The sequence below is a fragment of the Micromonospora sp. NPDC050695 genome (assembly GCF_040654415.1).
Classification (GTDB): domain Bacteria; phylum Actinomycetota; class Actinomycetes; order Mycobacteriales; family Micromonosporaceae; genus Micromonospora.
Map to the genome: position 1 here is coordinate 1 of NZ_JBFAHZ010000048.1, position 24,714 is coordinate 24,714.

The following is a 24,714-nucleotide window of genomic DNA, read 5'->3' on the forward strand; positions in this document are numbered from 1 at the left end:
GCTGGTGCCACGCCCACCACATCCACCACTGGACCGACGGCGGCCACACCACCCTCAACAACGCCGTCCTCCTCTGCGGCCACCACCACCGACACCTGCACCACAGCGACTGGACCGTCCACATCGCCGGCGACGGCCACCCCGAATTCGTCCCACCCGCCTGGCTCGACCCGAAGCACATCCCCCGCCGCAACCACTACCACCGACGGACATAGACCACCGCCTGTGGCCCAATCAGGCAACGAGCCGAGCCCGTCGCCACCCGACCCATCGAGCGGTGAACGGCAAGCGAGTGCGGCGGTCTCCGGGACCGATCGCCACACCCACATGACGAAGAGGCTCCCCGGCCTGCGGAGAAGCCGGTGTCATGCGCCCAGCGGTCCGTCGATGCCTCCGGGCTGGCGGACCCAACGGCCATGCGTTCAACAGGAGGAGGAGCAGTCATGCCGGGAACCGGAAGCCGGGCGCGCCATTGCGAACCCGCAAGCAGCACGCCGACGCAGCCAGACACCGACGCGAGCCAGCAGGCGGACGCAGCCAGCAAGCCGCCGCAGGTCAGCGCACCGTAAGGGCCGCGGGCGTCCGGGAAGTCGGCACGACCGAGCGCCGGTCAGCACCTCCGGGCATCCGTCAGCGGGTCCGGACGTCGGGGGGCGGCTCCGAGCGCCGTTCAGCGGATCCGGGCCCCAGCGAGGCGACCCGGACGCCAGCGAGGCGACCCCGACGCCAGCGAGGCGACCCGGACGTCGGCGAGGCAGGTCAGACGTCCGTGACGCGGATGCCGGCGTGTGCCTTGTAGCGCTTGTTGATGGCGATCAGGTTGGCGGTGAACGCCTCGATCTGGTGGGCGTTGCGCAGCCGGCCGGCGTAGATGCCGCGCATGCCGGGGATCCGGGCGGCGAGCGCACCGACCACGTCGACCAGTTCGCGGTCCTCGGTGCAGATCAGTACGTCGAGGTCGATCCGGTCGATCTCGGGGTCGGCGAGCAGCGGGGCGCTGACGTGGTTGAACGCCGCGCAGACCCGGGAGTCGGGCAGGAGCGCGGCGGCCTGCTGCACGGCGCTGCCCTCGGCGACGGTCAGCGCGTACGGGCCCTGCTTGTCGAAGCCGAGCGGGTTGACGCAGTCGACGACGATCCGGCCGGCGAGCGGCTCGGCGAGGGCGGCGACGGTGGCGGCGTGCCCGTCCCACGGCACCGCGATGATCACCACGTCGCTGCGCCGAGCCACCTCGTCGTTGGCCGCACCGGTGATGCTGGCGTCCGCCGGCAACCCGGGCAGGGCGGCGATCTCGGCGGCGGACTCGGCGGCACGCTCGGCGGACCGGGAACCGATCAGCACCGTCTGCCCGGCCCGGACGAACCGGTAGGCGAGGCCCCGCCCCTGGTCGCCCGTGCCACCGATGATGCCGACCGTCAGCCCGGACACGTCGGGCAGCGTGCTCGCGTCGTATGCCATGGGCTCATCCTCGCAAACCGCTCGGGCCGGCAGCAGCGGCAGGCGTTGTGACAGTCCCCGCCGACCCGAAAGGCCCGCTGACCCGGAAGGCCCGCCGACCCGAAAGGCCCGCTGACCCGGAAGGCCCGCCGACCCGAAAGACCCACCGACCTGAAAGCCCGCTGGCCCGGAAGGCCCGGCGGCGGGGCGGGTCAGGCCAGCTCGAACAGGACCGTGCGGGCCGCCGGGTCGGCGGTGACCAGGCGGACCCGGACCCGTTCACCCAGCGGCAGGTCACCGAGGCAGCGGCCGCGTACCGGTGGGGTGTCCAGGGCGACCGTGCCGCCGGGCGGGCGGGGGCGGGACCGGCCGTTGGGCGGGGCGTCGACATCCAGGACGGCCGCGTCGAAGGTCTCCCCGACCCGGTCCGCCAGCAGCACCGCCTCGGCCAGCTCGACGGCTCCCCGGCTGGCCGCCGAGGCGGTCCGGTCGGTGCTGGCCATCACCTCCGGCAGCCGGGGCAGCGCGGCGCGCGTCCAGTCGGGCACCGGTCGGCCCGCGTGCAGAGCCAGGCAGACCTCGGTGGCGTACCGGTCGGCGAGGCGCCGCAGCGGCGCCGTGACATGGGCGTACGCGGCGGCCACCCCGCCGTGCAGCGGCTGCTCCGGCGGCGCGCCGTCGAAAGCGGTGTACGCGGCGCCGCGCATCAGCTCGGCCGCCTGATCGATGAACGCGGCGGCACGTGGCTGGCCGGGGTCCAGTCCGGCGATGACCTCGCCCGGCCCGGCGCCGTCCGGCCAGCGCACGCCCAGCGGTGCGGCGGCGGCCCGCAGGCGCTGCACGGCCTCCGGTTTCGGGGACGGCATGGTGCGCAGCAGGCCCACGCCGCCGGCCAGCATGATGTCGGCGGCGGCCATCCCGGTCAGCAGGGAGATCTGCGCGTTGTGCTCCTCCATGGGTACGGGGCCGCGCAGCACCAGCCGCCAGCCGTCGCCGTCGGGTTCCACGTCCTGCTCGGGTAGCGGGAGGTTGATGGCGCCGCGACGCAGCCCGCGGGCGGTCAGCCGGTCACCGATCTCGGGCAGCAACGCGATCGGCTCGGGCAGCCGTCCGGCGTCGGCCGCGGCCTGCACACCGGTGTAGTCGAGTTTCGCCCGGCTGCGCACCAGGGCGCGTTCCAGCTCGACGGCCACCGTGCCGCCGTCGGCGTCCAGGTCGATGGTCCAGACCACGGCGGCGCGGTCGTCGTCGGGCAGCAGGCTGGCCGCGCCCTCGCTGAGCGTCAGCGGGTGCAGCGGCACGTGCCCGTCGGGCAGGTAGACGGTCTGCCCGCGCCGCCACGTCTCCGCCTCCAGGGCGCCACCCGGGCCGACGTGCGCGGCGACGTCCGCGATGGCGTACCGCACCCGATAGCCGCCGCCCGGGCGGCGGGCGAGGTGCATCGCCTGGTCCAGGTCGCGGGAGGTGGCGGGGTCGACCGTGACGAACGGAACGTCGGTACGGTCGACGGGCGGCCGCGGTGGTGCCGCGGCCGCCTCGTCGGCCTCCCGCTGGGCATCGGCCGGGAAACCCTCGGGCAGGCCGAGTTCGCGGCGGAGCGCGGCGAAGTCGATGCGGGGAGCGAGTACGCGTCGGATGACCACGAGGTCAATCCTGACAGCGCCACCGGTGATCCGCTTCCGGTGACCGGCCGAGATCTTTCGACCGGCCCGGGAGTCGTGCGCTCAGCTGGTCGCCTTCCGGGCGGTGCTGCGCGTACCCCGGGGGGTGGTGGCCCGGGCTGCGGCCGGACGGGCCGGCGACTTGCGGGCGGTCACCTTGCGGGCCGGGGCCTTGGCCGCGACGGTCTTCTTCGCTGGCGCCTTCTTCGCCGCCGCCTTGCGGGCGGCCGTCGAGGAGGTGCCGGTCGCCTTCGCGGCCGGTGCCTTCTTCGCCGGTGCCTTGCGGGCGCCGCCGCTCGGGCGGGTGGAGGCGGTCTTCTTCGCCGTCGTCTTCTTCGCCGGCGCCTTCTTGGCGGGTGCCTTCTTCGCGGCCGTCTTCTTCACCGTGGACGCCTTGGTCGCGGCCTTACGCGCCGGCGCCTTCGCCGCGGCGGTGGTCTTCTTCGCGGCCGACGAGGTGGTCTTCTTCGCCGCCGACGAGGTGGTCTTCTTCGCGGCGCTCACGGTCTTCTTCGCGGCGCTGGTGGTCTTCTTCGCCGTACCCGTGGTCTTTCTCGCCGTACCCGTGGTCTTCGTCGCGGCGGCGGTGGTCTTGCGCGTCGTGGACGCCGGGGTCCGCTTCGCCGCGGTGGTCGTGCGGGTGGTGGTCTTCTTCGCGGGGGCCTTCTTGGCCGCCGCGGTGGTCGTGGTGGTGGTCTTCTTCGCCGGCGCCTTCTTGGCCGCCGTGGTGGTCTTCTTCGCCGGGGCACGCCCCGCGGCGCCGGCGGCCTTGCGGGCCGGGGCCTTCGCGGCGGCCGTGGTGGACTTGCGCACGGGGGTGGTCCGGCTCGCCGCGGTGTTCCGCTCCGCCGCGGCGGTCTTCTTCGCGGTGGTGCGTCGGGCGGCCGGGCGGGTGGTGGCCTGCTGTGTCACGGCCATCGTGGTTCCCTCCTTGGGGACGTGCTCTCGCGTGCGTCCTCGCGGAGCACGAAATGCCTCGGCGCGGACCGTCCCGCGCCGCCTACCTGTCCTCCCCGGCCCAACGGGCGTCCTCTGCGTCCCACGCCTCGTTCCGCTCCTGCACGCGCTGCAGGGCGTTCTCCGCGTCGGCCGCCGAGTCGTACGGGCCGAGGACGTGCTTCGCCGGGCACACGTCGGCGTCCGTCTCGACCCGGTGGTGCCGGGTGCACCAGTAGTACTTCCCACCACGCTCACTGTTGGTCATGGGAATCACTGTGCACCGCGTACCGGCCGGCCGCCACCGGATCACGCAAGTCGCCGACCCTCTCCACAGTAGAGTTGCTTCCCGCCCCCGGGAGCAAAACGCCGAAATAGGTCCAAGACGACCAGCCGGTCAAGGTGCGGGTCCGGAGCGACCCGGACCTGGAGGTCCGCACACCCGCGCGGCGGCGTCGCGCGGCGGCGGTGGCCGTGGGGTCGCGGCCTATGATCGCCCGATGGCGATACCGGACTACATCGTGGGGATGCGCAAGCACGTCGGCCAGGATCTGCTGTGGCTGCCCAGCGTCAGCGCGGTGGTCCGCAACGACGCGGACGAGCTGCTGCTGGGCCAGCGTGCCGACGACGGCCGCTGGTCGGTGATCAGCGGGTTCGTCGAGCCGGGTGAGCAGCCGGCCACCGCGCTGGTCCGTGAGGTCCAGGAGGAGACCGGCGTGGACGTGGCCCCGGTCCGGATGACCAGCGCCGTCTCGCACCCGCACACGTACCCCAACGGGGACCGCTGCGAGTACCTCAACCTGGGCTTCCTGTGCCGGGTGGTGGCCGGCACCGCGCGGGTCAACGACGACGAGTCGCTGGCCGTGCGGTGGTTCTCGTTGGATCGGCTGCCCGAGTTGGACAAGCACGCCCTGCTGGTCATCGCCTACGCGCTGCGGGAGAACCCGGCGGCAGGGTACCTGCCGCCGGGCACCACCTGGGATGACGTGCCCGCCTGAGACCTGGGCTGGTCACGACGTGACCCGCTCCACCGGGATCCACAGTTCGGCGTCCGCCTCCGTGCCGTCCGCGGACACCCGGACCCGGGAGATCTCCGGTCCGGGTCGGCTGCGGTACGGGTTGGACGGGAACCACTGGGTGAACACGTCGCGCCACAGGTACTGCACGGCCTGCGGGAACGCACCAGAGGTGGTGAAGACCGCCCACGTCCCGGCCGGCACGGGCAGCGCGTCCAGGTCCTGCGGCGGCGTACCGCCGGTGACCACCCCGTGCCAGTAGTCCAGCTCGCTGCCCTCCTCCCGGCCGTCGGCCAGGTTGGCGCTGACGTTGACGATCCCGGACGGCTCCTGATCGGAGAGCGCCTCGATCCGCTCGACCGTGTCCCGGTCGATGCTCCGGATGAACGCGACGATCGCCGGGTTCATCCCCTCGTGCACCAGCGGCACCCGGGCCTTGCGCCCCACCAGGGTGAACGCCTCCTTGCCGACGATTCGATACTCCATGCTGCCGCTCCCTTCGACGGTGAGTCGGAAGGACATCCGGGGTTGGGCGCGCAGCGTCGCCCCCGTACGCCGGGCCTCTCCGGGCCCCACGCCGTGCACGGCGTGGAACGCCCGGGCGAACGCCTCGGCGGATCCGTAGCCGTAGCGCACCGCGATGTCGAGCAGCGTCCGCTCCCCCGCGAGCACATCCGCGCTGGCGACGGTCAGCCGGCGACGACGGATGTACTCCGACAGCGGTATGCCGGCCAGCGCCGAGAACAGCCGCCGGAAGTGGTACTCCGACGTCAGCGCGATCCGCGCCAGCTCCGCCACCTCGATCTGCTGGTCGAGGTGCCGCTCGATGTGCGCCATGGCCTCGTTGAGCCGCTCCAGCACCCGGGCCTCCTTCCCTTTACGAGCAGTGACGCTATGCGGCGGGGCCGGTGGCCCACCCGACATCCGGTGCCCGTAACGGTCGGGTGCGGCCGCACCGATCGTCGTGTCGTAGCCTGGCGGACTTTGCTGCTCAAGGAGGGCGGCACGTCTGGCCGCAGGGTGCGCCCGAACCCGTCCGGCACCGGCTCTTTCGCGACTGGTTGCGCTCGCATCCGGCAGTCCGGGAGCGGTATGCCGCGACCAAGCGGCGTCTCGCGCGGGAGACCGCGCACCGACCGCGCGACTACAGCCTGGCGAAGAACGACGTCATCGACGAGATCTACGCGCGCATCTTCGCCGCCTGCGACGTGGCGACCGACTGCTGACGCGGTGGCTGCTGCATGATCCAGGTGGGCTTGGGCTCCGACAGCGAGCCCAGCACCTCCCAACCGGCCCGGCGGTACAGCTCGACGTTGCCCGGTTCGCTGGTCTCCAGAATCGCCGGGAGACCGTCGGCGGCAGCGCGTTCCAGCCCGGCCCGCATGACGGCACGGCCCCAACCGCGTCCGGCGCTGTCGGGGTGGGTGCCCAGGACGCCGAGATACCAGAACGGGTACGCCGGCAGGGCGGCGTGCACGGCCTCGTCGTAGCCCTGGACGCGGGCCAGCACGTCGGCGGGGAATCGACCGTCGAAGCCATCGTCCGGGGCGGCGTCGCCGCTGGCCGGCGGCTCCCAGACGGCGACCGCCGCACCGCCGCCGATCGTCCAGATCGACGACCGGTGCACCCGCTTGTCGAAGAGGTGCCCGAAGAAGACCGCGGCGTGGCGCGGATAGGTCTCCTCGTCCGGGAACAGGTACCGCAGGATGGGATCCTCGGCGAACGCGGCGACCAGCGTGCCGACCACCGCGTGACGGTCCGCTGGGGTGGCGATGGTGATCTCGGGCGCTGTCACAGCACTCGACACTATCCCGGCCCGCGCGCGGGCGGCGGCCCCGCTAGCCGAAGGTGAAGGCGTAGGCCTCGGCGCCGGGCTCGCCGAACGTGATCTCCAGGGTCCGCTCACCGACCGTGCCGTCCTGGCGGACGAGCTGGTAGAGGCGGCCGTCCTGGAGTACGCCGTCGCCGTTCTCGTCGACGTCGACGCCGTGTGACGGGCCGGGAGCCGCGCCGTCGAGCAGCACGCGGAACGGGATCGGCTGTCCCGCCCCGGGGGCCAGCACGAGATGCGCGTCGCGGGCGTGGAACCGGAAGGCGATGCCGCCGCCGGCCCGGTCGAGCACGACACGCTCCGACCCGATCGTCCACTCCCCCGCCAGGGCCCACTGGTTGAGGCCCAGGCTCGCCGGCAGGTCGTAGGCGCGGCGTTCGTCGAGCGCGGGGCCGTTCGGCGACGCGAACAGGTCGCCGCGACTGAAACCGAGGTACGTCTCGGGGGTCCGCAGGTTGTTCCAGTCGGCCTCCGCCTCCGGGCCGACCCCCTGCACGGGTACGGGTTCGCGCTCGATGCCGAGCAGCTGCTGGAGCACCCGCTCGGACTGCTCGTAGCGTCCCTCGCCGAAGTGGTCGTCGCGGATCACGCCGTCGGTGTCGACGAAGTAGAGCGCCGGCCAGTAGTGGTTGTCGAAGGCGCGCCAGATCACGTAGTCGTTGTCGACCGCCACCGGGTAGTCGATCGATCGGGCCGCGACCGCCCGCCGCACCCAGTCGACGTCGTGCTCGAACCCGAACTCCGGGGTGTGCACCCCGACGACGATCAGCCCGTCGTCCCGGTACGCCTGCGACCAGGCCCGGACGTACGGCTCCTGGCGCAGCCAGTTGATGCAGGTCAGCGTCCAGAAGTTCACCAGGACGACGCGCCCACCCAGGTCGGCGGGGCCGCGTGGCTCGGCGTTGAGCCACTCGGCCGCCCCGTTCAGCGGGGGCATGTGCACGGCCATCTAGCGCAGCGACCGGAAGGCGGTGCGAAGCTCTTCGGTGAAGATCTTCGGCTGTTCCCAGGCCGCGAAGTGCCCGCCCACGTCGAGCTTGTTGTAGTAGATGAGATTGGGGTACGCCTGCTCGGCCCAACTCTGCGGCGCCTCGTACAGCTCGTCGGGAAAGACGCTCACGGCCACCGGGACGTTGACGCCCTTCGCGGCGAAGAAGGAGAGCTTGTTCTCCGCGTACAGACGGGCCGCGGAGATCGCCGTGTTCGTCAGCCAGTACAGCGAGATGTTGTCCAGGATGTCGTCGCGGGTGAGGCCCGCCGTGGCCCCGTCGAAGACCTGCGCGATCAGGGCCAGGCTCTTCGCGTCGTGGTCGAGCAGGAAGGACGCCAGGCCGACGGGAGAATCCGCCAGCCCGGTCAGCGTCTGCGGACGCGTCGCCATCATGAGGGCGTACGCGACGTGCTTCCAGACGTAGTTGGCCTCCTCGGCGGCACGCATCTCGTCGGCGGAGAGACCGGACGGCAGCGAGCCCATGGCGTTGTTCGCGCCGGTGGTGTCGCCCTGGAACAACAGGTCGATCTCGGGTGGGATGGCACCGGGCATGTTGGTGTGGATGCCGAGCAGTTCCGCCGGCGCCTGGATGCCCATCTGGTCCACGATGACCGCACCCCAGTCGCCGCCCTGTGCCACGAACCGCGAGTAGCCGAGGCGCTTCATCAGCTCCGTCCAGGCGGTCGCGATCTTCTGCGGATTCCAGCCCGACGAGGTCGGCTTGCCCGAGAAGCCGTGCCCGGGCAGCGACGGGATAACCAGGTGGAAGGCGTCCGACGCGCTCCCGCCGTGCGCCGTGGGATCGGTCAGCGGCTCGATGATCTTCATCTGCTCGATCACCGATCCGGGCCATCCGTGCGTGACGATGAGCGGCAGCGCGTCCTCGTGCGGGGAGCGCACGTGGATGAAGTGGATGTCCACCCCGTCGATGGTGGTCATGAACTGCGGTACGGCGTTCAGCCGTGCCTCGACCTTGCGCCAGTCGTACTCCTGCTCCCAATAGCGGGCGACGGCCTGAATCGTCGCGAGTGGCACGCCCTGTGACTGGTCGTCGACCGTTTCCTTGTCCGGCCAGCGGGTCGCCGCGATGCGCCGCCAGCATCCCCGTGCCGCACGGACGACCGGCCAAGGCGCTGCGGCTCCCCACCTAGGCATGGTCGGACGACGATCGAACGGCCCGGTCGGTGTCGCGACGCTGCCTGGAGCGTGCGGTGCTACGGGATGACGACGCTCGACACTCTCATCGGTTCACCGGCTCCGGCGCCGCCGGCGGTGGCCTGGTGGCCACGGCACCGGCGATCAGGAGCCGGCGCACGACTCACCGTCGGTCCGGGTGGGGCGCCGCAGCCATGACGCGGCCGGGACGGTCCGGGTGGGTGTTGTTGCGCTGCCGCGAGACGGTGCGGCAACATCAGGCGCCGTGACGGCACCAGGCACGGCCCCCGACAACGACATCCCGGCCGGCGACACCGGCACGCTCCGGACGAATCGGCGGGTCCGACACTGGTTGGCCGGCGCCGGGATCACCGCCCTGGCCGCCGTACTCGGCATCACCCTCGCCGTACGCTCCGGCCCCACCCCGGCCTGTGCCGCACCGCCGACGGGTGACACCGTCCACAGGGGAAAGGCCAGCTTCTACGACGCGGGCCGCTCGGGAGGCACCTGCTCCTTCCCAGCCCCTCCGGCCGACCGGCTCTACGTGGCCCTCGGCTCGTCCGAGTACTCCCGCGCGGCAGCCTGCGGCAGTTACCTGGACGTGAGCGGCCCGAGGGGCACGGTCCGGGTCATGGTCATCGACCAGTGCGGCGGCTGCGGCCCCGGCAAGATAGACCTCTCCGACGAGGCGTTCGCGAAGATCGCCGACCGTGCGCAGGGCATCGCGACCGTGACGTACCGTGCGGTGGTGAACCCACCGCTCGACGGCGGCCTCACCTTCCGGATAAAGGATGGCGCCTCGCGGTACTGGTTCGCGGTGCAGGTCGGCAACCACGGCAACCCGCTGCGCTCGGTCGAGGCGAAGGGGCCGGGCGGCGGCTTCCACAAGGCAGCCCGCCAGACCGACAACTACTGGACCGTCGAGGACGGGATCGGCCCGGGGCCCTACACCATCAGGGTCACCGACGTGTACGGCCACCAGACGACCGCGACCGACATCCGGATGGTCACGAAGCAGGTCCAACGCAGCATGGCCACCCTTGCCAGCGTCGCCGCGCCCAGCAGCTCACCCTCGGCCCCGCCGTCCCCCACCACCGCGCCCTCGCCGACCCCGGCGGAGTCGGTCGCGCCGACGACGACAGTCGAAGCCCTCGCCGGCGCCGCCCCGCTCAACACCTCCCACTGCTGACCCTCAACGTTGGGCCTGGCTGGCCGTTGATCCACTCGTCTTCCGTGAATCCAGGCAGGACAGCCTCGCGGTGGCCAACCCGGGTGATTCGTTCCTGGCGCCGGCCACGCCGCAGCCGCTGCCGAATCAGCGGCCCAGTTTGCGCCGAACCATTCCCACCACCGCCGTTACCTCATGCACCCGCAGCGCCCAGGCCAGCACCAAGTATCCGCCGACGATCACCACGCCGCCGACGGCCAGCTGCGCCACCGCCTGCCCGAACGATGGCGCCGCGGCACCTGGCAACAGCCGCAGCACGAGCCAACCCAGCGCGGCGGCGCCCGTCACCGCGACCGCCACCTTCGCGCCGCTGGCCGCGATGGCCGGCAACCCGAGCCGGCCGATCCGGCGGCGCAGCACCGTCAGCGAGATCGCCGCCGCCCCGACGTACGAGACCGCGTTGCCCAGCATCAACCCCGCCACCGTCAACGACTCCGCCAACAGGACCGTCAGCAGGATCTGCACGACCACCCGCAGCAACACCCCGACGATATTGATCAGGGCGACCGTCTTGTTGCCCCGCATCGAGTAGAACGTGAAGTTGCACAGGTAACTGACCGACATCGGTATCACCGCGCACGCGCCCACCACCAACACCGTGGCGGTGGCCTCGGCCTCGTCCGCGCCGAACGCGCCCCAGCGGAACAGCACCACGGAGATCGGGCCGGCCAGCACCGCGTACAACGCCACGACCGGCGCGAGCGCGGCCACGACCGTACGCATCCCGCGGGACAGGTCGTCGGACACCTCACTGAGCCGGTTCCGCGCGGCCGCGTCACTCATCCGCGGCAACAGCGCCGTCATCACCGACACACCGACGACGCCGTGCGCCATCATCACCAACAGGTAGACGTTGTTGTAGATCAGCAGGCCCGCGCCCGCGTCCGCCTGGCTGACCAGCTGCACCACCACGAAGACGCCGACCTGGTTGGTCGCCACGAAGCAGAGCATCCAGCCGGCGAGGCGAGCCAGCTCGGCCAGCTCCAACGATCGCGGATTCCACCGAAACCGCCACCGGAAACCCACCTTGCGCAGTGCGGGTAGCAGCGCGAGCGTCTGCGAGGCCATGCCCAGCAGCGTGCCGCCGCCGATCAACGCGATCTTGCCCGGCGTCATCTGGGCGGGGGTGATTTCCCGGGCGGTGAACAGGGCGATGTAGCCACCGCACACCGCGATCATCACGACGTTGTTCAGGATCGGTACCCACATCGGTGCGGCGAAGTGGCCGCGGACGTTGAGCACCGCGCCGATGACGACCGACAGGCCGATGAAGAAGATCATCGGCAGCAGGAGGTACGACAGCACGGTGACCAGGTCGCGGTAGTCAGCCGCCCGAGAACCCGCGTAGATCGACGCGAACAACGGGGCCGCGACGACCGCCAGCGCGGTGGCGACCCCCAGCGCCAGCACCGCCAGCGTCAACAAGGCCTGGGTGTACGCCTGACCGCCGTCCGCGTCCAGTCGACGGCGCCGCACCAGCACCGGCACCAGCACGCTCGCCCCGACCGCGCCGAGCACCAGCTCGTAGATCTGACTCGGCAGCATCTGGGCGGTCGTGTACGCGTCCCCGACACCGCCGACGGTCGCACCGAGCGCGGCACCGATGAGCACCGTGCGCAGAAAGCCGGTGAGCCTGCTGACAAGGCTGCCCACCGCCATGATCACACCGCTCGACGCGGTGGCGGCGGGCGGCGCCGGTGTGGCGTCCGCCTCAGCGGTGGCTACCGGTGTGGCGTCCGCCTCGGCCGCCGGTGGACCGATCCGGGCGGTGGTTACACCCTCTTGCTGGCCGGAGATCATCGGGCCTCCTGTCGAGATTGCCAGGCGATCGCATTCGGATTCGGCGCTGACGGCTGCCGCTTCCGCGCCGCGACAACCCTAGAGGTCGTTGATGTTCCCGACGCAACGGCCCTCGCCGTGGGCCTGAGGTCCGCCACGCCTGTCGCACCGCCTCACCGCATTCGGTTCACCTTTATGTACGCGGAGTAGGCGGACCGGTACACCGAGTACCAGCCGCTGCACGGCACCTCCCAGGTGCCCAGGTAGTACCGGAGCGTGCCGCCGAACGACATCTTGAACTGACTCACGCCCGCCCAGGGGTGGTCGGGTTCGTCCGGTGGCGCGACACCGAGCGAGTCGAATGTCTGCTGCCCGCGCTCCTTGGCATCGAAGATCATCGTGGCGCGCATCAGGACGCCGGGGTTGAGCCGGCGGGCGCTGTGCAGGCTGCCCGAATGGCCGACGTGCCGCGTGGTCGGACTGTCGAAGACGATCGCGGCGGACACCGCCTCGCCCTCATGCCGTACGACGTAGAGGGTGGCGGCGTCCCGTTCCAGCAGGACATCCGCGAGGTGCTGGTAGTGCTCGTCGGGGTGCGGCACGATCTGGTTGTGGACGGCCACCTCGTGCACCATCTGAAGCAGGTACCGGACGTCGGCGCTGTTCTTGCTCGCCTCGATCTGTAGGCCCTTTTTGTGGGCGTTGCGGAATCGTTGTCGGTTGTTGGGGGAAAACTCGCTGAGCAGCTGCTCCTTGGACTTGCGCAGGTCCTGTTCGAGCACGAGAGACGGTTCGATCTCGGTGAGCGCGGGCTTGTGCCCGAGCCTGACGAGGTCAGCCTTCTCCAGGGGAACCAGCGGTTCCAACCGGATGAAGGCGGCACCCTCGCGGTGCCCGAGGGTCTGTAGCCACTGGAGCGCGGCGAGGTAGCTCTGCTCGTCCCGGGCCGTGGGGCCGTGCGGGCAGTAGAGGCGGGTGACCCGGTTCGAGCGTTCCAGGATCGCCAGGCACTGCCAGCCGTCGCCCTGGCCGAAGAACACCCGGCTGCCGAGACTCAGTTGAACAGCACCCCAGTGAGTGCTCTGCAGGAAATGTCCGCCCCGCATGAACAACTCCTGGTCCCAGGAGTCGTCGGGAAGCTTGTTCTCCCATGCCGTGTGTGCTTGCAGAACCATGAGTTGAGGGGCCTTTCCGGAGCGTTCATTCACGGCGCGCAGGATGAGGGCGTTGTACGGGGGTGCGCCCCAACCGTGGCGTGGTAGTGGACGGCGAGTCTGTCATAGTCCCAGGGCACGCTCGGCCGTCCCGTTATCCATACCGCCGGGCGACTCGACCTGCAACTCGTCACGAGTACGGGCCACCAGCGGCGTCGAAGCTCAGATCACTTCTCACGGTTTTCAAGACGCCGCACGTTGGACGGCCGTTGCCAAGTGCGGCGATCGTCACACCCCAGCCCCGAAGTCGTCGAGGCCTTCCAGGGATGAGACATGCCCGCGCGCCCTCACATCCCCTCCTCGTCAACAAGTGTCTGGGCCGGGACCGGCGGCGCCATGAATCTGGGTGGCCAGCGGTCCGTCGGCGAGCAGCTCAGAGCCTTGGTCAGGTCTCTGAGCTGGTGGGCGACGGACGAGTCGACCTGTACGCCGGATTCTGTGCGCGGCGCGTACCCCGAGGGGCTTGCGCCGGCGGCGGCCATCCATCTCGGCCTGCCGTTGCCGGCAGGCTCCAGCGGCCTACCCGCAGACATCGGGCGGGCAGCCCTCAAGCGTCTGCGCCGGGACGTCATCTTGCGGTGACGGCCCTTGCTTGGCCTTGCTCCGGGTGGGGTTTACCGAGCCACCCCGGTCACCCGGGGTGCTGGTGGGCTCTTACCCCACCGTTTCACCCTTACCGTCCCCGTTGGGGTCGGCGGTCTGTTTTCTGTGGCACTTTCCCGCGGGTCGCCCCGGGTTGCCGTTAACAACCACCCTGCCCTGTGGAGTCCGGACGTTCCTCGGCGGCGGGCCGTAGCCCGCCGACGCGACCGCCCGGTCGACTCGTCCGTCGCGCTCTCATCCTAACGACGCCGGCGGCACGCCTATTGCCGCCCCGCAGGCGGGTGCCCGCGCAGACCTGCCCCGCAGGCGGGCCTTCGACAGACCCGGCCCGCACGGCAGCGCGCGTGGAGACCGGTCAGTTCACGCTGATCGTCACGACACCGGTTCCGGCGTACGCCTTCGGCAACTCGGTGAGGACCGGACGCCCGGTGGGCCACTCGGCGTCGGGACGTCCCAGCGCGGCGGCATGGGCTAGCTGCCAATCCACACCTTGACGTAGCAGACGCCCCACCAGCAGAGCGGTCGCGTAGCCCAGCTCGACGACCTCCAGCGCTGGTAGTGCACCGATGTGCTCGCCCAGGGCCGGGCGGGCGGAGGTGGCTGCGGCAAGGCAGAGTGCCGGCACCTGGACGTGCCGCCCCGCATCCCTGTGTGCGGTGACCACGAGCCCGGAGAGCGCCGGGTTGCCGGCACCGAGCGCGAGCAGCGCCGTGTGGTCGAGGATGACCGCGGCCTCGGTCACGCCGCCCGCCGGCCATCTTCGGCTAGAGATTCCGGGACATTGCCAGCCTCGACGGCCGCCCAGACGTCCTCGCCCCGGGTGAGGTCGTCGGCGCTGAGGTCGGCAGCGATCTTGAGTCGGACGTACTGCTCCGCGCGCGCCGCGCGGTCGCGCAGTTCGTCGGCGGTGAGTGCCGCCTGGGTGAGCTGGGCGACGAGGTCCCGCATCGTCGTTCCACGTTCGTTCGCCAGGAGCGCCAAGCGGTCGCGTACCTCGGTGTCGACTTTGATCGTGGTATCCACGACCGGAGTATACGACCGGTATACCGCTGCCCTGTTCCGCCTCGCCGGCCAGCTCACGACGGGTTCGGCGCGCGTACTAGCCTCGTGGGGCTATGGATCTCTCCCACGCCGCGCTGCTGCTCGCCGCCGGTCTCGCCGCTGGCACGGTCAACGCGGTGGCCGGTGGCGGATCGTTGATCACGTTCCCGGCGATGATCGCGATCGGGTTGCCCCCGGTGCCGGCGAACGTCAGCAACTCCGTCGCCGTCTTCCCCGGTTACCTCGCCAGCGTGGCGGGCAGCCGGGCGGACCTGCCGCGCCCCCGCGCACTGGCCACGCTGGTGCCCACCACCATCGTTGGCACGATCCTCGGGGCGTTGCTGCTGCTCGCGACTCCGGCCCGTGCGTTCGAGCTGGTCGTACCGTTTCTGGTCCTCGGCGCGACCGCGGTGCTGGCCTTCCAGGATCCGCTGCGCCGGCTGGTCGGCCACCCCCGGGACCTGTCGCCACGCCAGCGAACGGTCGCGGTGCAGACGATGGTCGCGCTCGGTGCGGTGTACGGCGGGTACTTCGGCGCCGCGCTCGGGGTGATGCTGGTGGCCGGGCTGGCCCTGGTGTTGGACGCGACCCTGGCCCGGGTGAGCGCGATCAAGAATCTGCTCTCCGCGGTGGTGGGGTTGACCACGCTGGTGGTGTTCGCCCTGTTCGGCCCGGTGAACTGGGCGGCCGTCGCGGTGGTCGCGCCGGCGACGCTGATCGGGGGGTACGCGGGCGCCCGGCTGGTTCGCCGGCTGCCGCCGGTGCTGCTCAAGACGATCATCGTGGTGTTCGGCACGATCATCGGCCTGTACCTGCTCTGGCGGGCCCTGACCTGAGGCCGCCCGCCCACACCCCCGCACCCCCCACGCCCCCGGCACCCCGACACCCCGACACCCCGACGCTCCTCAAGGTCCACGCAACTTCAGGGATACTGCTGCCTCGGTCGGCGTTGAGGCAGCAGTATCCCCGAAAGTGCGCGGATCTTGAGCCGGACGGCGCGATCTGGTCAGCATGTCTCGCCGACGGGCTCGTGCTCGGTGTCGGCGGCGGCGCGGTTCCAGCGGGACCAGAGCACCCGCTCGCCGTAGCCGGCCGCCATCAGGTGCGCGAAGGCCAGGTAGACCAGCACGCCAGCGACGAGCACCCCGAAACCGACCCAGTACGGCAGCGACAGCGAGTGCTCGGCGAGCTTGCCGGAGATGATCGGCGCCGGTGCGGCGGCACCCCAGCGGACCAGGTTGAACGCGCCGGTGGCGAGCCTGCGGTCGCTGGAGCCGAGGCCGAGCGCCAGGTCGGTGAGGTTGGCGTTGGCGAGCCCCATGCAGAGGCCGGCGAGCACGAGCACCACGAGCGCCTCGGCGGTGGAGTGCGAGGTGGCGAACAGGATCATGCAGACCAGTAGCCCGGCGATGGCGACGCCGACGGTCTGCACCGCGCCGATCCGGTGGGCCAGCCGGTGGCCGATGACCAGGATGCCGGCGGCCAGGCCGAGCCCCCAGCCGGTGAACGCGAGCCCCAGCGGGATGACGTCGAGGCCGAGGAAGAGCGGCGTGTAGCCGAGGACCACGAAGAACACGAAGTTGTACGCGGCGGTGACCACGCAGAGCGCCACGAACGCCGGGCGGCGGTAGGTGGCGAAGATCTGACCGAGGCGTACCGGGGCCTGCCGGTTGGTGGGCTCGCGGAGTTTGCGGGCGGCCACGCCGAGGGCGACGACCATGAACACGCCGCAGACGAAGAACGGCAGCCGCCAGCTGACCTCGCCGAGCAGGCCGCCGATCAGCGGGCCGACGGCGAAGCCGAGCCCGAGGGCCGTCTCGAAGAGGCCCACCACCCATTCCCGGTCGACGGCGAGGTTGACCAGCACCACCATGGCGGTGGCGAAGAACATCGCGTTGCCCAGCCCCCAGACGCCGCGCAGCACCGACAGCTGGACGATGTTGTCGCTGAACGAGGCGAGGATCGCGGCCAGGCCGACGACGGAGACGCCGGTGATCAGCACCGGTTTGAAGCCGAACCGGCCGCTGGCCAGCGTCGCCGGGATCATGCCGAGGGCCATCACCGCGATGTACGCGGTGAACAGCAGCTCGACCTGCCAGGCGGTGACTCCGATCGCGTCGCCGATGGCCGGCAGGATCGGGTCGACGACGGCGATGCCGGCGATGGCGAGGAAGGCCACCAGTGTGGTGGCGTAGATGGCACTGCGGTTCGGTTCGGAACGCCGATCCACTCCAACTCCTCAATTAGCTGTATCGTACAGTCATTTAGTCTGTATCATACAACTATGAGCGACCACGATGACGAGAGCACCCTCGGCCAGATCGAGACCGAGGTGGCCCTGCTGATGCGCTTCGGCGAGGCCACCCGGCGGGCCACCGGCACCGCCGAGCACCGGGTGCTCGACCGCGCGGCGTACGTCATCCTGCGCCACCTGGCCGACGCCGGCCCGCAGAACGTCTCGGCGCTCGCCGCCCGACTCAACCTGGACGGCTCGACGGTGACCCGGCAGGTCTCCGCCCTGCAACGCGACGGCCTCATCGTCCGCGCCCCCGACCCGACGGACGGACGCGGCACGGTCATCTCCCCCACCCCGGCCGGCCTGCAACGGATGGCCGCCGTGCAGGCCGCCCGCACCCGGCTCTACGGCGACATGCTGGCCGACTGGAGCACCGAGGACCGGGCCAGCCTGGCCACCCTCCTGGGCCGCCTCAACCAGGCCCTGGTGACCCGCAACCGCCGCCGCTGACCGACCGTGCGGCAACGCGCGCCGGATCGCGCCAAAGCGCGCCTGACTTCACTGAAGCGCTGCCGGCCGCGCCGAGCCGCCCGTGATTAATCCGCCGAGCCGGAACACCCCTGATTCGTTTGCGACATCAACTCCAAAGCGTCCGAGCAACACCCGCAGCACCCGCAGCGCCCGGGCGACACCCGTAGCGCGCGAGCAGCGCGCGAGGCCCGCACGGTCGGGGCGGAACGGGTACGCCCGGGCGCCGAGCACGTCGGCACCCGGGCGTACCCGAGGTCAGGCGACCGGTTCGCGGGCCGAGTCGGCGTTCCTCTCGGTGCCCGGGGTGACCCGAGGGTCGCCCTCGTCGGCGAAGTAGTCGTCCGCAGTGGTGCCGTCGACCCCCTCGGCCACCTTCGCCGCCCGCAACGCCAGCGTCAGCAGCGCCGCGACGGCCAGGTTCACCAGCACCGCCACGATGCCGACGTAGATCGTCCTGGCGGTGTCGAAGCCGAACTCCGACAGCGGGAACGCCGAGCCACCGAAGTGCTTCCGGGTCGGGCTGGCGACCTGGTAGAGCATCCACATGCCCAGGCCCATGCCGACCGCCCAGCCGGCGATCAGCGCGCCGCGGTGGAACCAGCGGGTGTAGAGGCCCAGCGCCACGGCCGGCAGCGTCTGCAGGATGATGACGCCGCCGATGAGCTGGAGGTCGATGGAGAACTGCGGGTCGAGGAAGACGATGCAGGCGACCGCGCCGACCTTCACCACCAGCGAGGCGACCTTGGAGACGTTCGCCTCCTGGGCCGGGGAGGCGTCGCGCTTCAGGTACTCCTTGTAGATGTTGCGGGTGAACAGGTTCGCCGCCGCGATCGACATGATCGCCGCCGGGACCAGCGCGCCGATACCGATCGCCGCGTACGCCACACCGGCGAACCAGTCCGGGAACTGCTGATCGAACAGCAGCGGCACGATGGTGTTGTTGTCCACGCTGCCAGCCGATGCGCCGGGCAGCGGCTTCACCCCGGCCGCGATGGCCATGTAGCCGAGCAGCGCGATCAACCCGAGCAGCAGACTGTACGCGGGCAGCGCCGACATGTTCCGCTTGATCACGTCGCGGTTCCTGCTGGCCAACACGCCGGTGATGCTGTGCGGGTAGAGGAAGAGCGCCAACGCCGAGCCGAGCGCCAACGTCACGTACTGAAGCTGGTTGTTGCCGTTGAGCAGGATGCCGTCGTTCGGGTTGGGCGACGCGTCGAACTTCGCGTCCGCGGCGGCGAAGATGTCCCCCCAGCCGCCCAGCTTGTACGGCAGGTAGACGATCGCCACCAGGATGACGATGTAGATCAGGCTGTCCTTGACGAACGCGATCAACGCCGGCGCGCGCAGCCCCGACTGGTAGGTGTACGCGGCGAGGATGGCGAACGCGATGATGATCGGCAGGTGCCGGGCCAGCGCGTTGTCGCCGGTGACGCCCATCGTCTTGAGCACCGACTCGATGCCGACCAGCTGCAACGCGATGTACGGCATGGTGGCGACGATCCCGGTGATCGCGATCAGCAGCGCCAGCACCGGCGAGTCGAACCGGTTACGGACGAAGTCGGCCGGCGTGACGAACCCGTGCCGGTGCGACACCGACCAGAGCCGGACCAGCACCAGGAAGACCAGCGGGTAGATGACGATGGTGTACGGCACGGCGAAGAACCCGGCCGCACCCGCGCCGAACATCAGCGCCGGCACCGCCACGAAGGTGTACGCCGTGTAGAGGTCACCGCCGACCAGGAACCAGGTGATCCAACCGCCGAAGCTGCGCCCACCCAGCCCCCACTCGTCGAGGTGCGCCATGTCCTTCGGCGCCCGCCACCGGGCGGCCACGAAGCCCATCGCGCTGACCAGGAGGAACAGCAGGGAGAAGACGATGATCTCGGTGAGATGGTCGCGCCACATCAGGAGTCACCCCGCTTCTTGGTCATCTGGTAGACCAGGGTGGTGGTGCCGACGCCGAGCAGGATGAAGGCCAGTTGCAGCCAGTAGAAGCGCGGGAAGCCGAAGACCCGGGGCGAGTCGCCATTGAAGAAGACCGGGATCAGCGGCACCACGATGGGAACGAAGAGCAACCAGTTCCAGGGGCTGTGGTCCTTCGCCCTGGTCGGCGCCGTGGTGGGCGCCTCCGGTTCCGGTGCAGCCATCTGACACACCTCCGGGGAGTCGAGGCTCTCGATGTAACGGCCGGAGGCTACGACTCTGTGACCGCCGTCACGTGGATCACTCGGGAGGTGCTGCGCCGAACGGCCGACCGGCTGCGCCAAACGGCGCGGCCGACCAGCCGGGCGAACGGACGGTGGGCCGGCTCAGCCGGCCGCGAGGTGGGCGGTGTCGTTGACCGTGCGCACCGCGACGCCACCGTCGGGCCACCTGTCGAGCACCGAGATGCCGGCCGCGTCCAGGAAGAGCCGGTGCAGGAAGCCGTCGCCGGCCGCGAGGGCGTCGCGCAGCACCAGCTTGATCGGCGACACGTGCGAGACGACCACCACGGTCTCCCCGGGGTACGCCGTGAGCAGCCCGGCGATCACGCGGTGCGCGCGTTCGGCGACGTGCGTGAACGACTCGCCGCCGGGCGGGGCGACGCGGGGCGAGGCGAGCCAGGCGTCCATCTCCCCCGGCCACCGCTCGCGGACCTCGGCGAAGGTGCGCCCCTCCCACTGACCGAAGTCGCACTCGATCAAATCGTCCTCCGTGCGCACCGGCACGTCACCGAGCGCCCCGGCGATCGCCGCCGCGGTGGCCGTACACCGGGACAGCGGTGAGCTGAGCACGGCCGCGACCGACGGGGCCAGCGCGGCCACCCGGGCGCCGGTGGCCACGGCCTGGGCCCGGCCGCGCTCGGACAGCGGCACGTCGCCGCGGCCGGAGTACCGCCGCTGCTCGGTGTACTCGGTCTCGCCGTGCCGGACCAGGATCAGCCGGGTCGCGGTGAAGCTCGGCCGCGGCTCCCAGGACGCCGGCGCGGTCGCCGGGTCGCTGCCGACAGTCGGTGCGGCGGCGGGCGTCGCCGCCGGGGGGCGACCCGCGGCGGCGTCCATCGCGGCGTTGGCCAGCGCGTCGGCGTGCCGGTTCTGGCCGCGGGGGATCCACCCGAACCGCACCGCCGTGAACCGGCCCACCAGCCCGGCCGCCTGGGCGGCGAGCGGACGCAGGCCGGGATGCTTGATCTGCCACCGGCCGCACATCTGCTCGACCACCAGCTTGGAGTCCATCCGGACGTCCACCTCGGCGGCGCCCAGCTCGGCGGCGGCCGTCAACCCGGCGATCAGGCCCTGGTACTCGGCGACGTTGTTGGTCGCCGTGCCGAGCGACTCGAAACGCTCGGCGAGCACCTCGCCGGTCTCCGGGTCACGCACCACCGCGCCGTAGCCGGCCGGCCCCGGATTGCCCCGGGACCCGCCGTCGGCCTCGACGACGACCACGCGCGGCGCCACGACCTACAGACCCGACTCGTTGGTACGGACCATGATCCGGCGGCAGTCCTCGCAGCGGACCACGTCGTCCGGGGCGGCCTTGCGGATCCGGGCCAGGTCGGCGCCGGACAGCTCCAACCGGCAGCCGCCGCAGCGGCCGGCGGTGAGCAGGGCGGCGCCCAGCCCGGTGTCCTCGCGGATCTTGTCGTAGAGGGTGACCAGGTCGGACGGGAGGTCGGCGGCGAGCGGCTGACGGGCGCCCCGTTTGAACTCCTCCTCCTTGGCGATCTCGGCCAGCGTGTCGTCCCGACGCTGCTCGGTCGCGGCCCGCTTGTCCCGGGTGTCGGCCAGTCGCTGTTCCACGCCGTCCAGCACGCCCTGGGCGGTTTCCCGCTGCTCCATCAGCTCCAACTCGGCGTCCTCCAGGTCGCCCTGACGCCGGTTCAGCGAGACCAGCTCGTGCTGGAGCGCCTCCAGCTCCCGGGCCGGGCCGGTGCCGGCGGCCAGCCGGTTCTGGTCCTTCTCCTTGCGGGCACGGACCTGCTCGACGTCCTTCTCCAGCCGGGCGATGTCCCGGTCCAGGTCGTCGACCGCCACCTGGGCGCGGACCCGCTCGTCCTCCAGCGACGACAGCTCCCGGGCCTGCGCCTCCAGCTCGGCCCGCTCCGGCAGCGAACGCCGGCGGTGGGCGAGCTGGGCGAGGTTGGTGTCGATCGCCTGGAGGTCGAGCAGGCGGCGCTGCACCTGAGGGTCAGCCTTCACGGTCGGGCTCCTTGTCGTCCACAACGGGTGCGGCGGCGTGCACGGTCCACGGGTCGGTGTCCAGGTCGGACACCAGCGTCTCGACGCCCGGCGCCTCCCGCAGGGAGGCGGCCAGGTCGTCCAGCCACGGTCGTTCGGTCGCCCAGTGGGCGGCGTCGATCAGGGCGGGTCCATCGCCGGCGAGGTGCTCGCCGGCCGGATGGTGCCGCAGGTCGGCGGTGAGGAACGCGTCCACCCCGGCGGCGGTCGCGGCGCCGAGGAAGCTGTCCCCCGACCCGCCGCTGACGGCGAGGGTACGAACCATACGCCCGGGATCCCCCGCCGCGCGAACTCCCCAGGACGTGACGGGGAGCACGGCGGCGGCATGCCGGGTCAGCTCGGCGAGGGTCATCGGGCGGGGCAGCTCACCGATCCGGCCGAACCCCCGGTCGTCGCCGGCGGCGGGCGAGGAGGGCGCGGGTCGCTGCAGCGGGCGCAGCCCGGTGAGGCCGAACCGGGCGGCGAGGGCATCGGAGACACCCGGGGACGCCACGTCGGCGTTGGTGTGCGCCACGTACAGGGCCACCCCGGCGCGGATCAGCTGATGGACGATCCGCCCCTTGAACGTCGTCGGGGCGACCGAGGAGACCCCGCGCAGCAGCAGCGGATGGTGCGCGACGATCATGTCGGCACCGACGGCCAGGGCTTCGGCGACCGTCTCGGGCACCACGTCGACGACGCAGAGCACCCGGCGGACCGGGGCGGCCGGCTCGCCGAGCACCAGGCCCACCCGGTCCCACTCCTCCGCCCAGACCGGCGGGTAGCGCCGTTCCAACTCGGCCACCACGTCGGTCACCGTGGGGGTGGATCCGATTGTGCTCACGGCGGGCCAGCTTACCGGCGTACGGGCCGTCGGGCGGCGACGCCCGGCCCGACCGCGCCGGGCGGGCGACGTGCCGGCACGCCCGCCGGGTGGTCAGGCGGCGCGGCAGGAGACGCTGCGCAGCGCCGCCAACGGCACCTGCCACGGGAACGCGTGCAGGTGCTGCTCGCCGGTCCCGGGCGGGTGCAGGGCGACCACGTGGTCGCCGAAGAGCATCGTGACACCCCAGTCGGCCAGCCGGGCCACGCCGGCCCGGAACGCCGGGTGGGCGGCCATCGCGGCATTGGTGTACGGCACCGCCACGATGGGGATGCCCTTGCCCTGCGCCTCGACCAGCAGCCCGAGCGCGAGCGTGTCGGCGATTCCCGCCGCCCACTTGTTGACCGTGTTGACGGTGGCCGGGCAGACGATCATGGCGTCGGCGGGCGGCAGGACGTCCGGGTCACCCGGGTTCTTGTAGTGCGTCCGCACCGGGTGGCCGGTCTGCCGGACCAGGGCGGCCTGGTCGACGAACTTGGCCCCGTCCGGCGTGACGACCACACAGACGTCCCAACCGTCCTGCTGGGCCAGGCCGACCAGATGTCCGACCTCGCGGGCCAGCGGCGAACCGCAGGCGATGACATAGAGCACCTCACGGTGCGTGCTGGTGCGCGGTGAACCGGCCATCAAACCGGCTCCGCGCTCATACCCCTACTCCCATGTGCTCAGCCAACTCCGCTATCGGAGAAGGCGGCGCACCACGTGTGCGACGCAGGATGTCCGACATCACCTCGTGCGCGATCGGCCGGCAGCGGATCTCCGACGCGGCGAGCCGGTCACCGCGCAGCAGCGCCTCACCCGCGTTCGCCACGTCGCCGATCTGGGCGTAGCCGCGGGCGATGTCGAGCAGGTGGTGCGCGCGGCGTTCGGGCAGCAACGCGTTGAACGCGGGCTCCACGATGTGCAACTGGTGCACCTCCACCGCCCGGCCCCCGTCGCCCAGTTCCACCGCGGCGGCGGCCCGGTGCAGCTCAACGTTCGTCGGGCCGAACGAGGTCCAGTAGTGGTTGTGGTCGCCGCCGAGCCGGGCGGCGGCCTCCGCGGCACCGTTGATCAAATCGTCGACGCTGGCCGAGTCACCGATGCGGGAGGCCGCCATCGCGCCCTGCAGCAGCAGCATCCCGTAGACGGAGAGCTGGGCCGGGGACACCTCGGTGCCGCTGGCGGGTGCCAGCCGGTTGGCGATCTGGACGTTCAGTTCCAGCGCGGGGCGGGCCCGGCCCATCGCGACGAGCGCGTTGCAGACGCGGGTGGTGGCGATGCCGGCCAGCAGCGGATCGTCGGCCCGCTGGGCCACCGCCATCGACCGGTCGGCGGCCAGCCAGGCCAGCTCGCACTCGCCGAGCTTGCGCAGCACCGAGGACGCGATCTGGTAGACCTGCCCGAGCAGGTGGGCCGCCTCCGCGGCGCGGTCCCCGCCGTAGGCGGCGTCGGCCGCCTGCGCGTCGCGCAGCAGCTTGGGCAGCGCCCGGGTGAGCATGCCGTAGCGGCCGTACTGGTAGGTGAGCCAGGCGTGGTTGACGGCCTTGCGCATGTCGTCCAACGGCGGCGGGGACGGCGCCGCGTCGAAGTACGCGCTCATCGAGTCGTACCGCTCCAGCGCCGCCCGGATCTCCTGCACCTCGACCTGGTCGATGCAGTTCAGCGCGTCGGCGCGCCGCTCCGGGTCCTTGCCCAGGAGCAGCTGGACGTCCATCTGGAGGATGTCGGCGATCTCGTAGAGGACGGAGAACTTGTCCAGCCGGCGGACGCCCCGCTCGACCTTGTCCACCCAGCTCTTCGACTTGCCCAGCCGGTCCGCGAAGACCTGCTGCGACATTTTGCGCCGCCCCCGCCAGTAGGCCACTCGCCGCCCTATGGGTAGCTCGTCCATCTCCCCATCCCTCCCCTGGCGCGGCCGGCCCATCGGGCCGCGACGATGTCCGCGGGTGCGGCGATCCGTCGTCCGTCTTGAAGTTTTCGCTGGTCGCACAGAG

General features: G+C 71.5%; 25 protein-coding genes, 1 other RNA gene and 1 pseudogene. 6 read left to right on the forward strand and 21 right to left on the reverse strand.

From position 1 onward, the window contains the following. Positions 1–215 (forward strand): annotated as a pseudogene (locus AB0H52_RS25730) (HNH endonuclease); the annotation flags it as partial. A 544-nt stretch (positions 216–759) separates the two neighbouring features. On the opposite strand, the gene npdG reads toward AB0H52_RS25730, so the two are convergent. The 4 genes from npdG to AB0H52_RS25750 all read right to left on the reverse strand — a co-directional run bounded on the left by npdG (position 760) and on the right by AB0H52_RS25750 (position 4,302). After that, entirely contained in the window at positions 760–1,458 is a 699-nt protein-coding gene (gene npdG, locus AB0H52_RS25735; protein ID WP_151493356.1) for an NADPH-dependent F420 reductase, read from the reverse strand. 191 nt (positions 1,459–1,649) lie between these two features. Beyond that, the gene (locus AB0H52_RS25740) at positions 1,650–3,080 is read right to left on the reverse strand and encodes an RNB domain-containing ribonuclease (protein ID WP_357950578.1); all 1,431 of its coding nucleotides are present in this window, start codon (positions 3,078–3,080) and stop codon (positions 1,650–1,652) included. Between the two features lie 81 nt (positions 3,081–3,161). Further along, a complete protein-coding gene (locus AB0H52_RS25745) occupies positions 3,162–4,016 on the reverse strand; it encodes a histone (RefSeq protein ID WP_357950581.1) in 855 nt (284 codons plus the stop codon). Positions 4,017–4,098: 82 nt separating this feature from the next. Next, positions 4,099–4,302: a hypothetical protein gene (locus tag AB0H52_RS25750; protein ID WP_151489930.1), complete on the reverse strand. Its 204-nt coding sequence runs from the start codon at positions 4,300–4,302 to the stop codon at positions 4,099–4,101. 232 nt (positions 4,303–4,534) lie between these two features. On the opposite strand from AB0H52_RS25750, the gene AB0H52_RS25755 reads away from it, so the two are divergent. Further along, positions 4,535–5,032: an NUDIX domain-containing protein gene (locus AB0H52_RS25755; RefSeq protein ID WP_151489931.1), complete on the forward strand. Its 498-nt coding sequence runs from the start codon at positions 4,535–4,537 to the stop codon at positions 5,030–5,032. Between the two features lie 12 nt (positions 5,033–5,044). Here AB0H52_RS25755 and AB0H52_RS25760 read toward each other — a convergent pair whose 3' ends face one another. Next, positions 5,045–5,911, reverse strand: coding sequence for an AraC family transcriptional regulator (locus AB0H52_RS25760; RefSeq protein WP_357950585.1), 867 nt, complete (start codon positions 5,909–5,911; stop codon positions 5,045–5,047). Between the two features lie 47 nt (positions 5,912–5,958). Here AB0H52_RS25760 and AB0H52_RS25765 point away from each other — a divergent pair, with 47 nt between their 5' ends. Next, entirely contained in the window at positions 5,959–6,276 is a 318-nt protein-coding gene (locus AB0H52_RS25765) for a GrpB family protein (RefSeq protein WP_357950588.1), read from the forward strand. Here the strand turns inward: AB0H52_RS25765 and AB0H52_RS25770 are convergent. From AB0H52_RS25770 to AB0H52_RS25780, 3 genes are read right to left on the reverse strand one after another with little or no spacing between them, the layout of a single operon-like run. Then, positions 6,231–6,845 carry a GNAT family N-acetyltransferase gene (locus AB0H52_RS25770; RefSeq protein WP_357950591.1) on the reverse strand — a complete coding sequence of 205 codons (615 nt, stop codon included), beginning with the start codon at positions 6,843–6,845 and terminating at the stop codon, positions 6,231–6,233. The genes AB0H52_RS25765 and AB0H52_RS25770 overlap by 46 nt on opposite strands. A 43-nt stretch (positions 6,846–6,888) precedes the next feature. After that, positions 6,889–7,830 carry a redoxin domain-containing protein gene (locus AB0H52_RS25775; protein WP_357950594.1) on the reverse strand — a complete coding sequence of 314 codons (942 nt, stop codon included), beginning with the start codon at positions 7,828–7,830 and terminating at the stop codon, positions 6,889–6,891. Beyond that, positions 7,831–9,027, reverse strand: coding sequence for an epoxide hydrolase family protein (locus tag AB0H52_RS25780; RefSeq protein WP_225854489.1), 1,197 nt, complete (start codon positions 9,025–9,027; stop codon positions 7,831–7,833). 265 nt (positions 9,028–9,292) lie between these two features. Between AB0H52_RS25780 and AB0H52_RS25785 the strand changes: the two genes are divergently transcribed. Further along, positions 9,293–10,216 carry an expansin EXLX1 family cellulose-binding protein gene (locus AB0H52_RS25785; RefSeq protein ID WP_357950597.1) on the forward strand — a complete coding sequence of 308 codons (924 nt, stop codon included), beginning with the start codon at positions 9,293–9,295 and terminating at the stop codon, positions 10,214–10,216. Between the two features lie 126 nt (positions 10,217–10,342). Here the strand turns inward: AB0H52_RS25785 and murJ are convergent, their stop codons facing one another. The 5 genes from murJ to AB0H52_RS25810 form a co-directional block, all read right to left on the reverse strand. Then, positions 10,343–12,055: a murein biosynthesis integral membrane protein MurJ gene (gene murJ, locus AB0H52_RS25790; protein ID WP_151489937.1), complete on the reverse strand. Its 1,713-nt coding sequence runs from the start codon at positions 12,053–12,055 to the stop codon at positions 10,343–10,345. Between the two features lie 152 nt (positions 12,056–12,207). Then, positions 12,208–13,209, reverse strand: a complete 1,002-nt coding sequence (locus tag AB0H52_RS25795; protein WP_151489938.1) for a peptidoglycan bridge formation glycyltransferase FemA/FemB family protein — start codon at positions 13,207–13,209, stop codon at positions 12,208–12,210. 448 nt (positions 13,210–13,657) lie between these two features. Continuing rightward, positions 13,658–14,073: RNase P RNA component class A (gene rnpB / locus AB0H52_RS25800), an RNA gene on the reverse strand. 133 nt (positions 14,074–14,206) lie between these two features. Beyond that, the gene (locus tag AB0H52_RS25805; protein ID WP_210821001.1) at positions 14,207–14,593 is read right to left on the reverse strand and encodes a hypothetical protein; all 387 of its coding nucleotides are present in this window, start codon (positions 14,591–14,593) and stop codon (positions 14,207–14,209) included. Beyond that, entirely contained in the window at positions 14,590–14,874 is a 285-nt protein-coding gene (locus AB0H52_RS25810) for a hypothetical protein (RefSeq protein WP_151489952.1), read from the reverse strand. The genes AB0H52_RS25805 and AB0H52_RS25810 overlap by 4 nt, the downstream gene beginning before the upstream one ends. A gap of 92 nt (positions 14,875–14,966) precedes the next feature. On the opposite strand from AB0H52_RS25810, the gene AB0H52_RS25815 reads away from it, so the two are divergent. Then, on the forward strand, positions 14,967–15,728 hold the full coding sequence (locus AB0H52_RS25815; RefSeq protein WP_151489953.1) for a sulfite exporter TauE/SafE family protein: 762 nt from the start codon (positions 14,967–14,969) through the stop codon (positions 15,726–15,728). 170 nt (positions 15,729–15,898) lie between these two features. Here the strand turns inward: AB0H52_RS25815 and AB0H52_RS25820 are convergent, their stop codons facing one another. Further along, positions 15,899–17,122, reverse strand: coding sequence for an MFS transporter (locus AB0H52_RS25820; protein WP_151489684.1), 1,224 nt, complete (start codon positions 17,120–17,122; stop codon positions 15,899–15,901). A gap of 54 nt (positions 17,123–17,176) precedes the next feature. Here AB0H52_RS25820 and AB0H52_RS25825 point away from each other — a divergent pair, with 54 nt between their 5' ends. After that, positions 17,177–17,638 (forward strand): MarR family transcriptional regulator, encoded by a 462-nt coding sequence (locus tag AB0H52_RS25825; protein WP_151489685.1) that lies wholly within the window; start codon positions 17,177–17,179, stop codon positions 17,636–17,638. 276 nt (positions 17,639–17,914) lie between these two features. Here AB0H52_RS25825 and mctP read toward each other — a convergent pair whose 3' ends face one another. From mctP to AB0H52_RS25860, 7 genes are all read right to left on the reverse strand, one after another. Further along, on the reverse strand, positions 17,915–19,564 hold the full coding sequence (gene mctP / locus AB0H52_RS25830; RefSeq protein WP_357950603.1) for a monocarboxylate uptake permease MctP: 1,650 nt from the start codon (positions 19,562–19,564) through the stop codon (positions 17,915–17,917). Then, positions 19,564–19,806: a DUF3311 domain-containing protein gene (locus tag AB0H52_RS25835; RefSeq protein WP_151489687.1), complete on the reverse strand. Its 243-nt coding sequence runs from the start codon at positions 19,804–19,806 to the stop codon at positions 19,564–19,566. The genes mctP and AB0H52_RS25835 overlap by 1 nt, the downstream gene beginning before the upstream one ends. A gap of 162 nt (positions 19,807–19,968) precedes the next feature. Further along, positions 19,969–21,096: a bifunctional RNase H/acid phosphatase gene (locus AB0H52_RS25840; protein WP_151489688.1), complete on the reverse strand. Its 1,128-nt coding sequence runs from the start codon at positions 21,094–21,096 to the stop codon at positions 19,969–19,971. Between the two features lie 3 nt (positions 21,097–21,099). Beyond that, positions 21,100–21,837, reverse strand: coding sequence for a C4-type zinc ribbon domain-containing protein (locus AB0H52_RS25845; RefSeq protein ID WP_151489689.1), 738 nt, complete (start codon positions 21,835–21,837; stop codon positions 21,100–21,102). Beyond that, positions 21,827–22,663 carry a Nif3-like dinuclear metal center hexameric protein gene (locus AB0H52_RS25850; protein ID WP_357950629.1) on the reverse strand — a complete coding sequence of 279 codons (837 nt, stop codon included), beginning with the start codon at positions 22,661–22,663 and terminating at the stop codon, positions 21,827–21,829. Before AB0H52_RS25850 ends, AB0H52_RS25845 begins: the two co-directional genes overlap by 11 nt. A gap of 129 nt (positions 22,664–22,792) precedes the next feature. Beyond that, positions 22,793–23,365 carry a flavoprotein gene (locus tag AB0H52_RS25855; RefSeq protein WP_151489691.1) on the reverse strand — a complete coding sequence of 191 codons (573 nt, stop codon included), beginning with the start codon at positions 23,363–23,365 and terminating at the stop codon, positions 22,793–22,795. A 16-nt stretch (positions 23,366–23,381) separates the two neighbouring features. Further along, the gene (locus AB0H52_RS25860) at positions 23,382–24,611 is read right to left on the reverse strand and encodes a helix-turn-helix domain-containing protein (RefSeq protein ID WP_151489692.1); all 1,230 of its coding nucleotides are present in this window, start codon (positions 24,609–24,611) and stop codon (positions 23,382–23,384) included. Between the last annotated feature and the right edge of the window lie 103 nt (positions 24,612–24,714).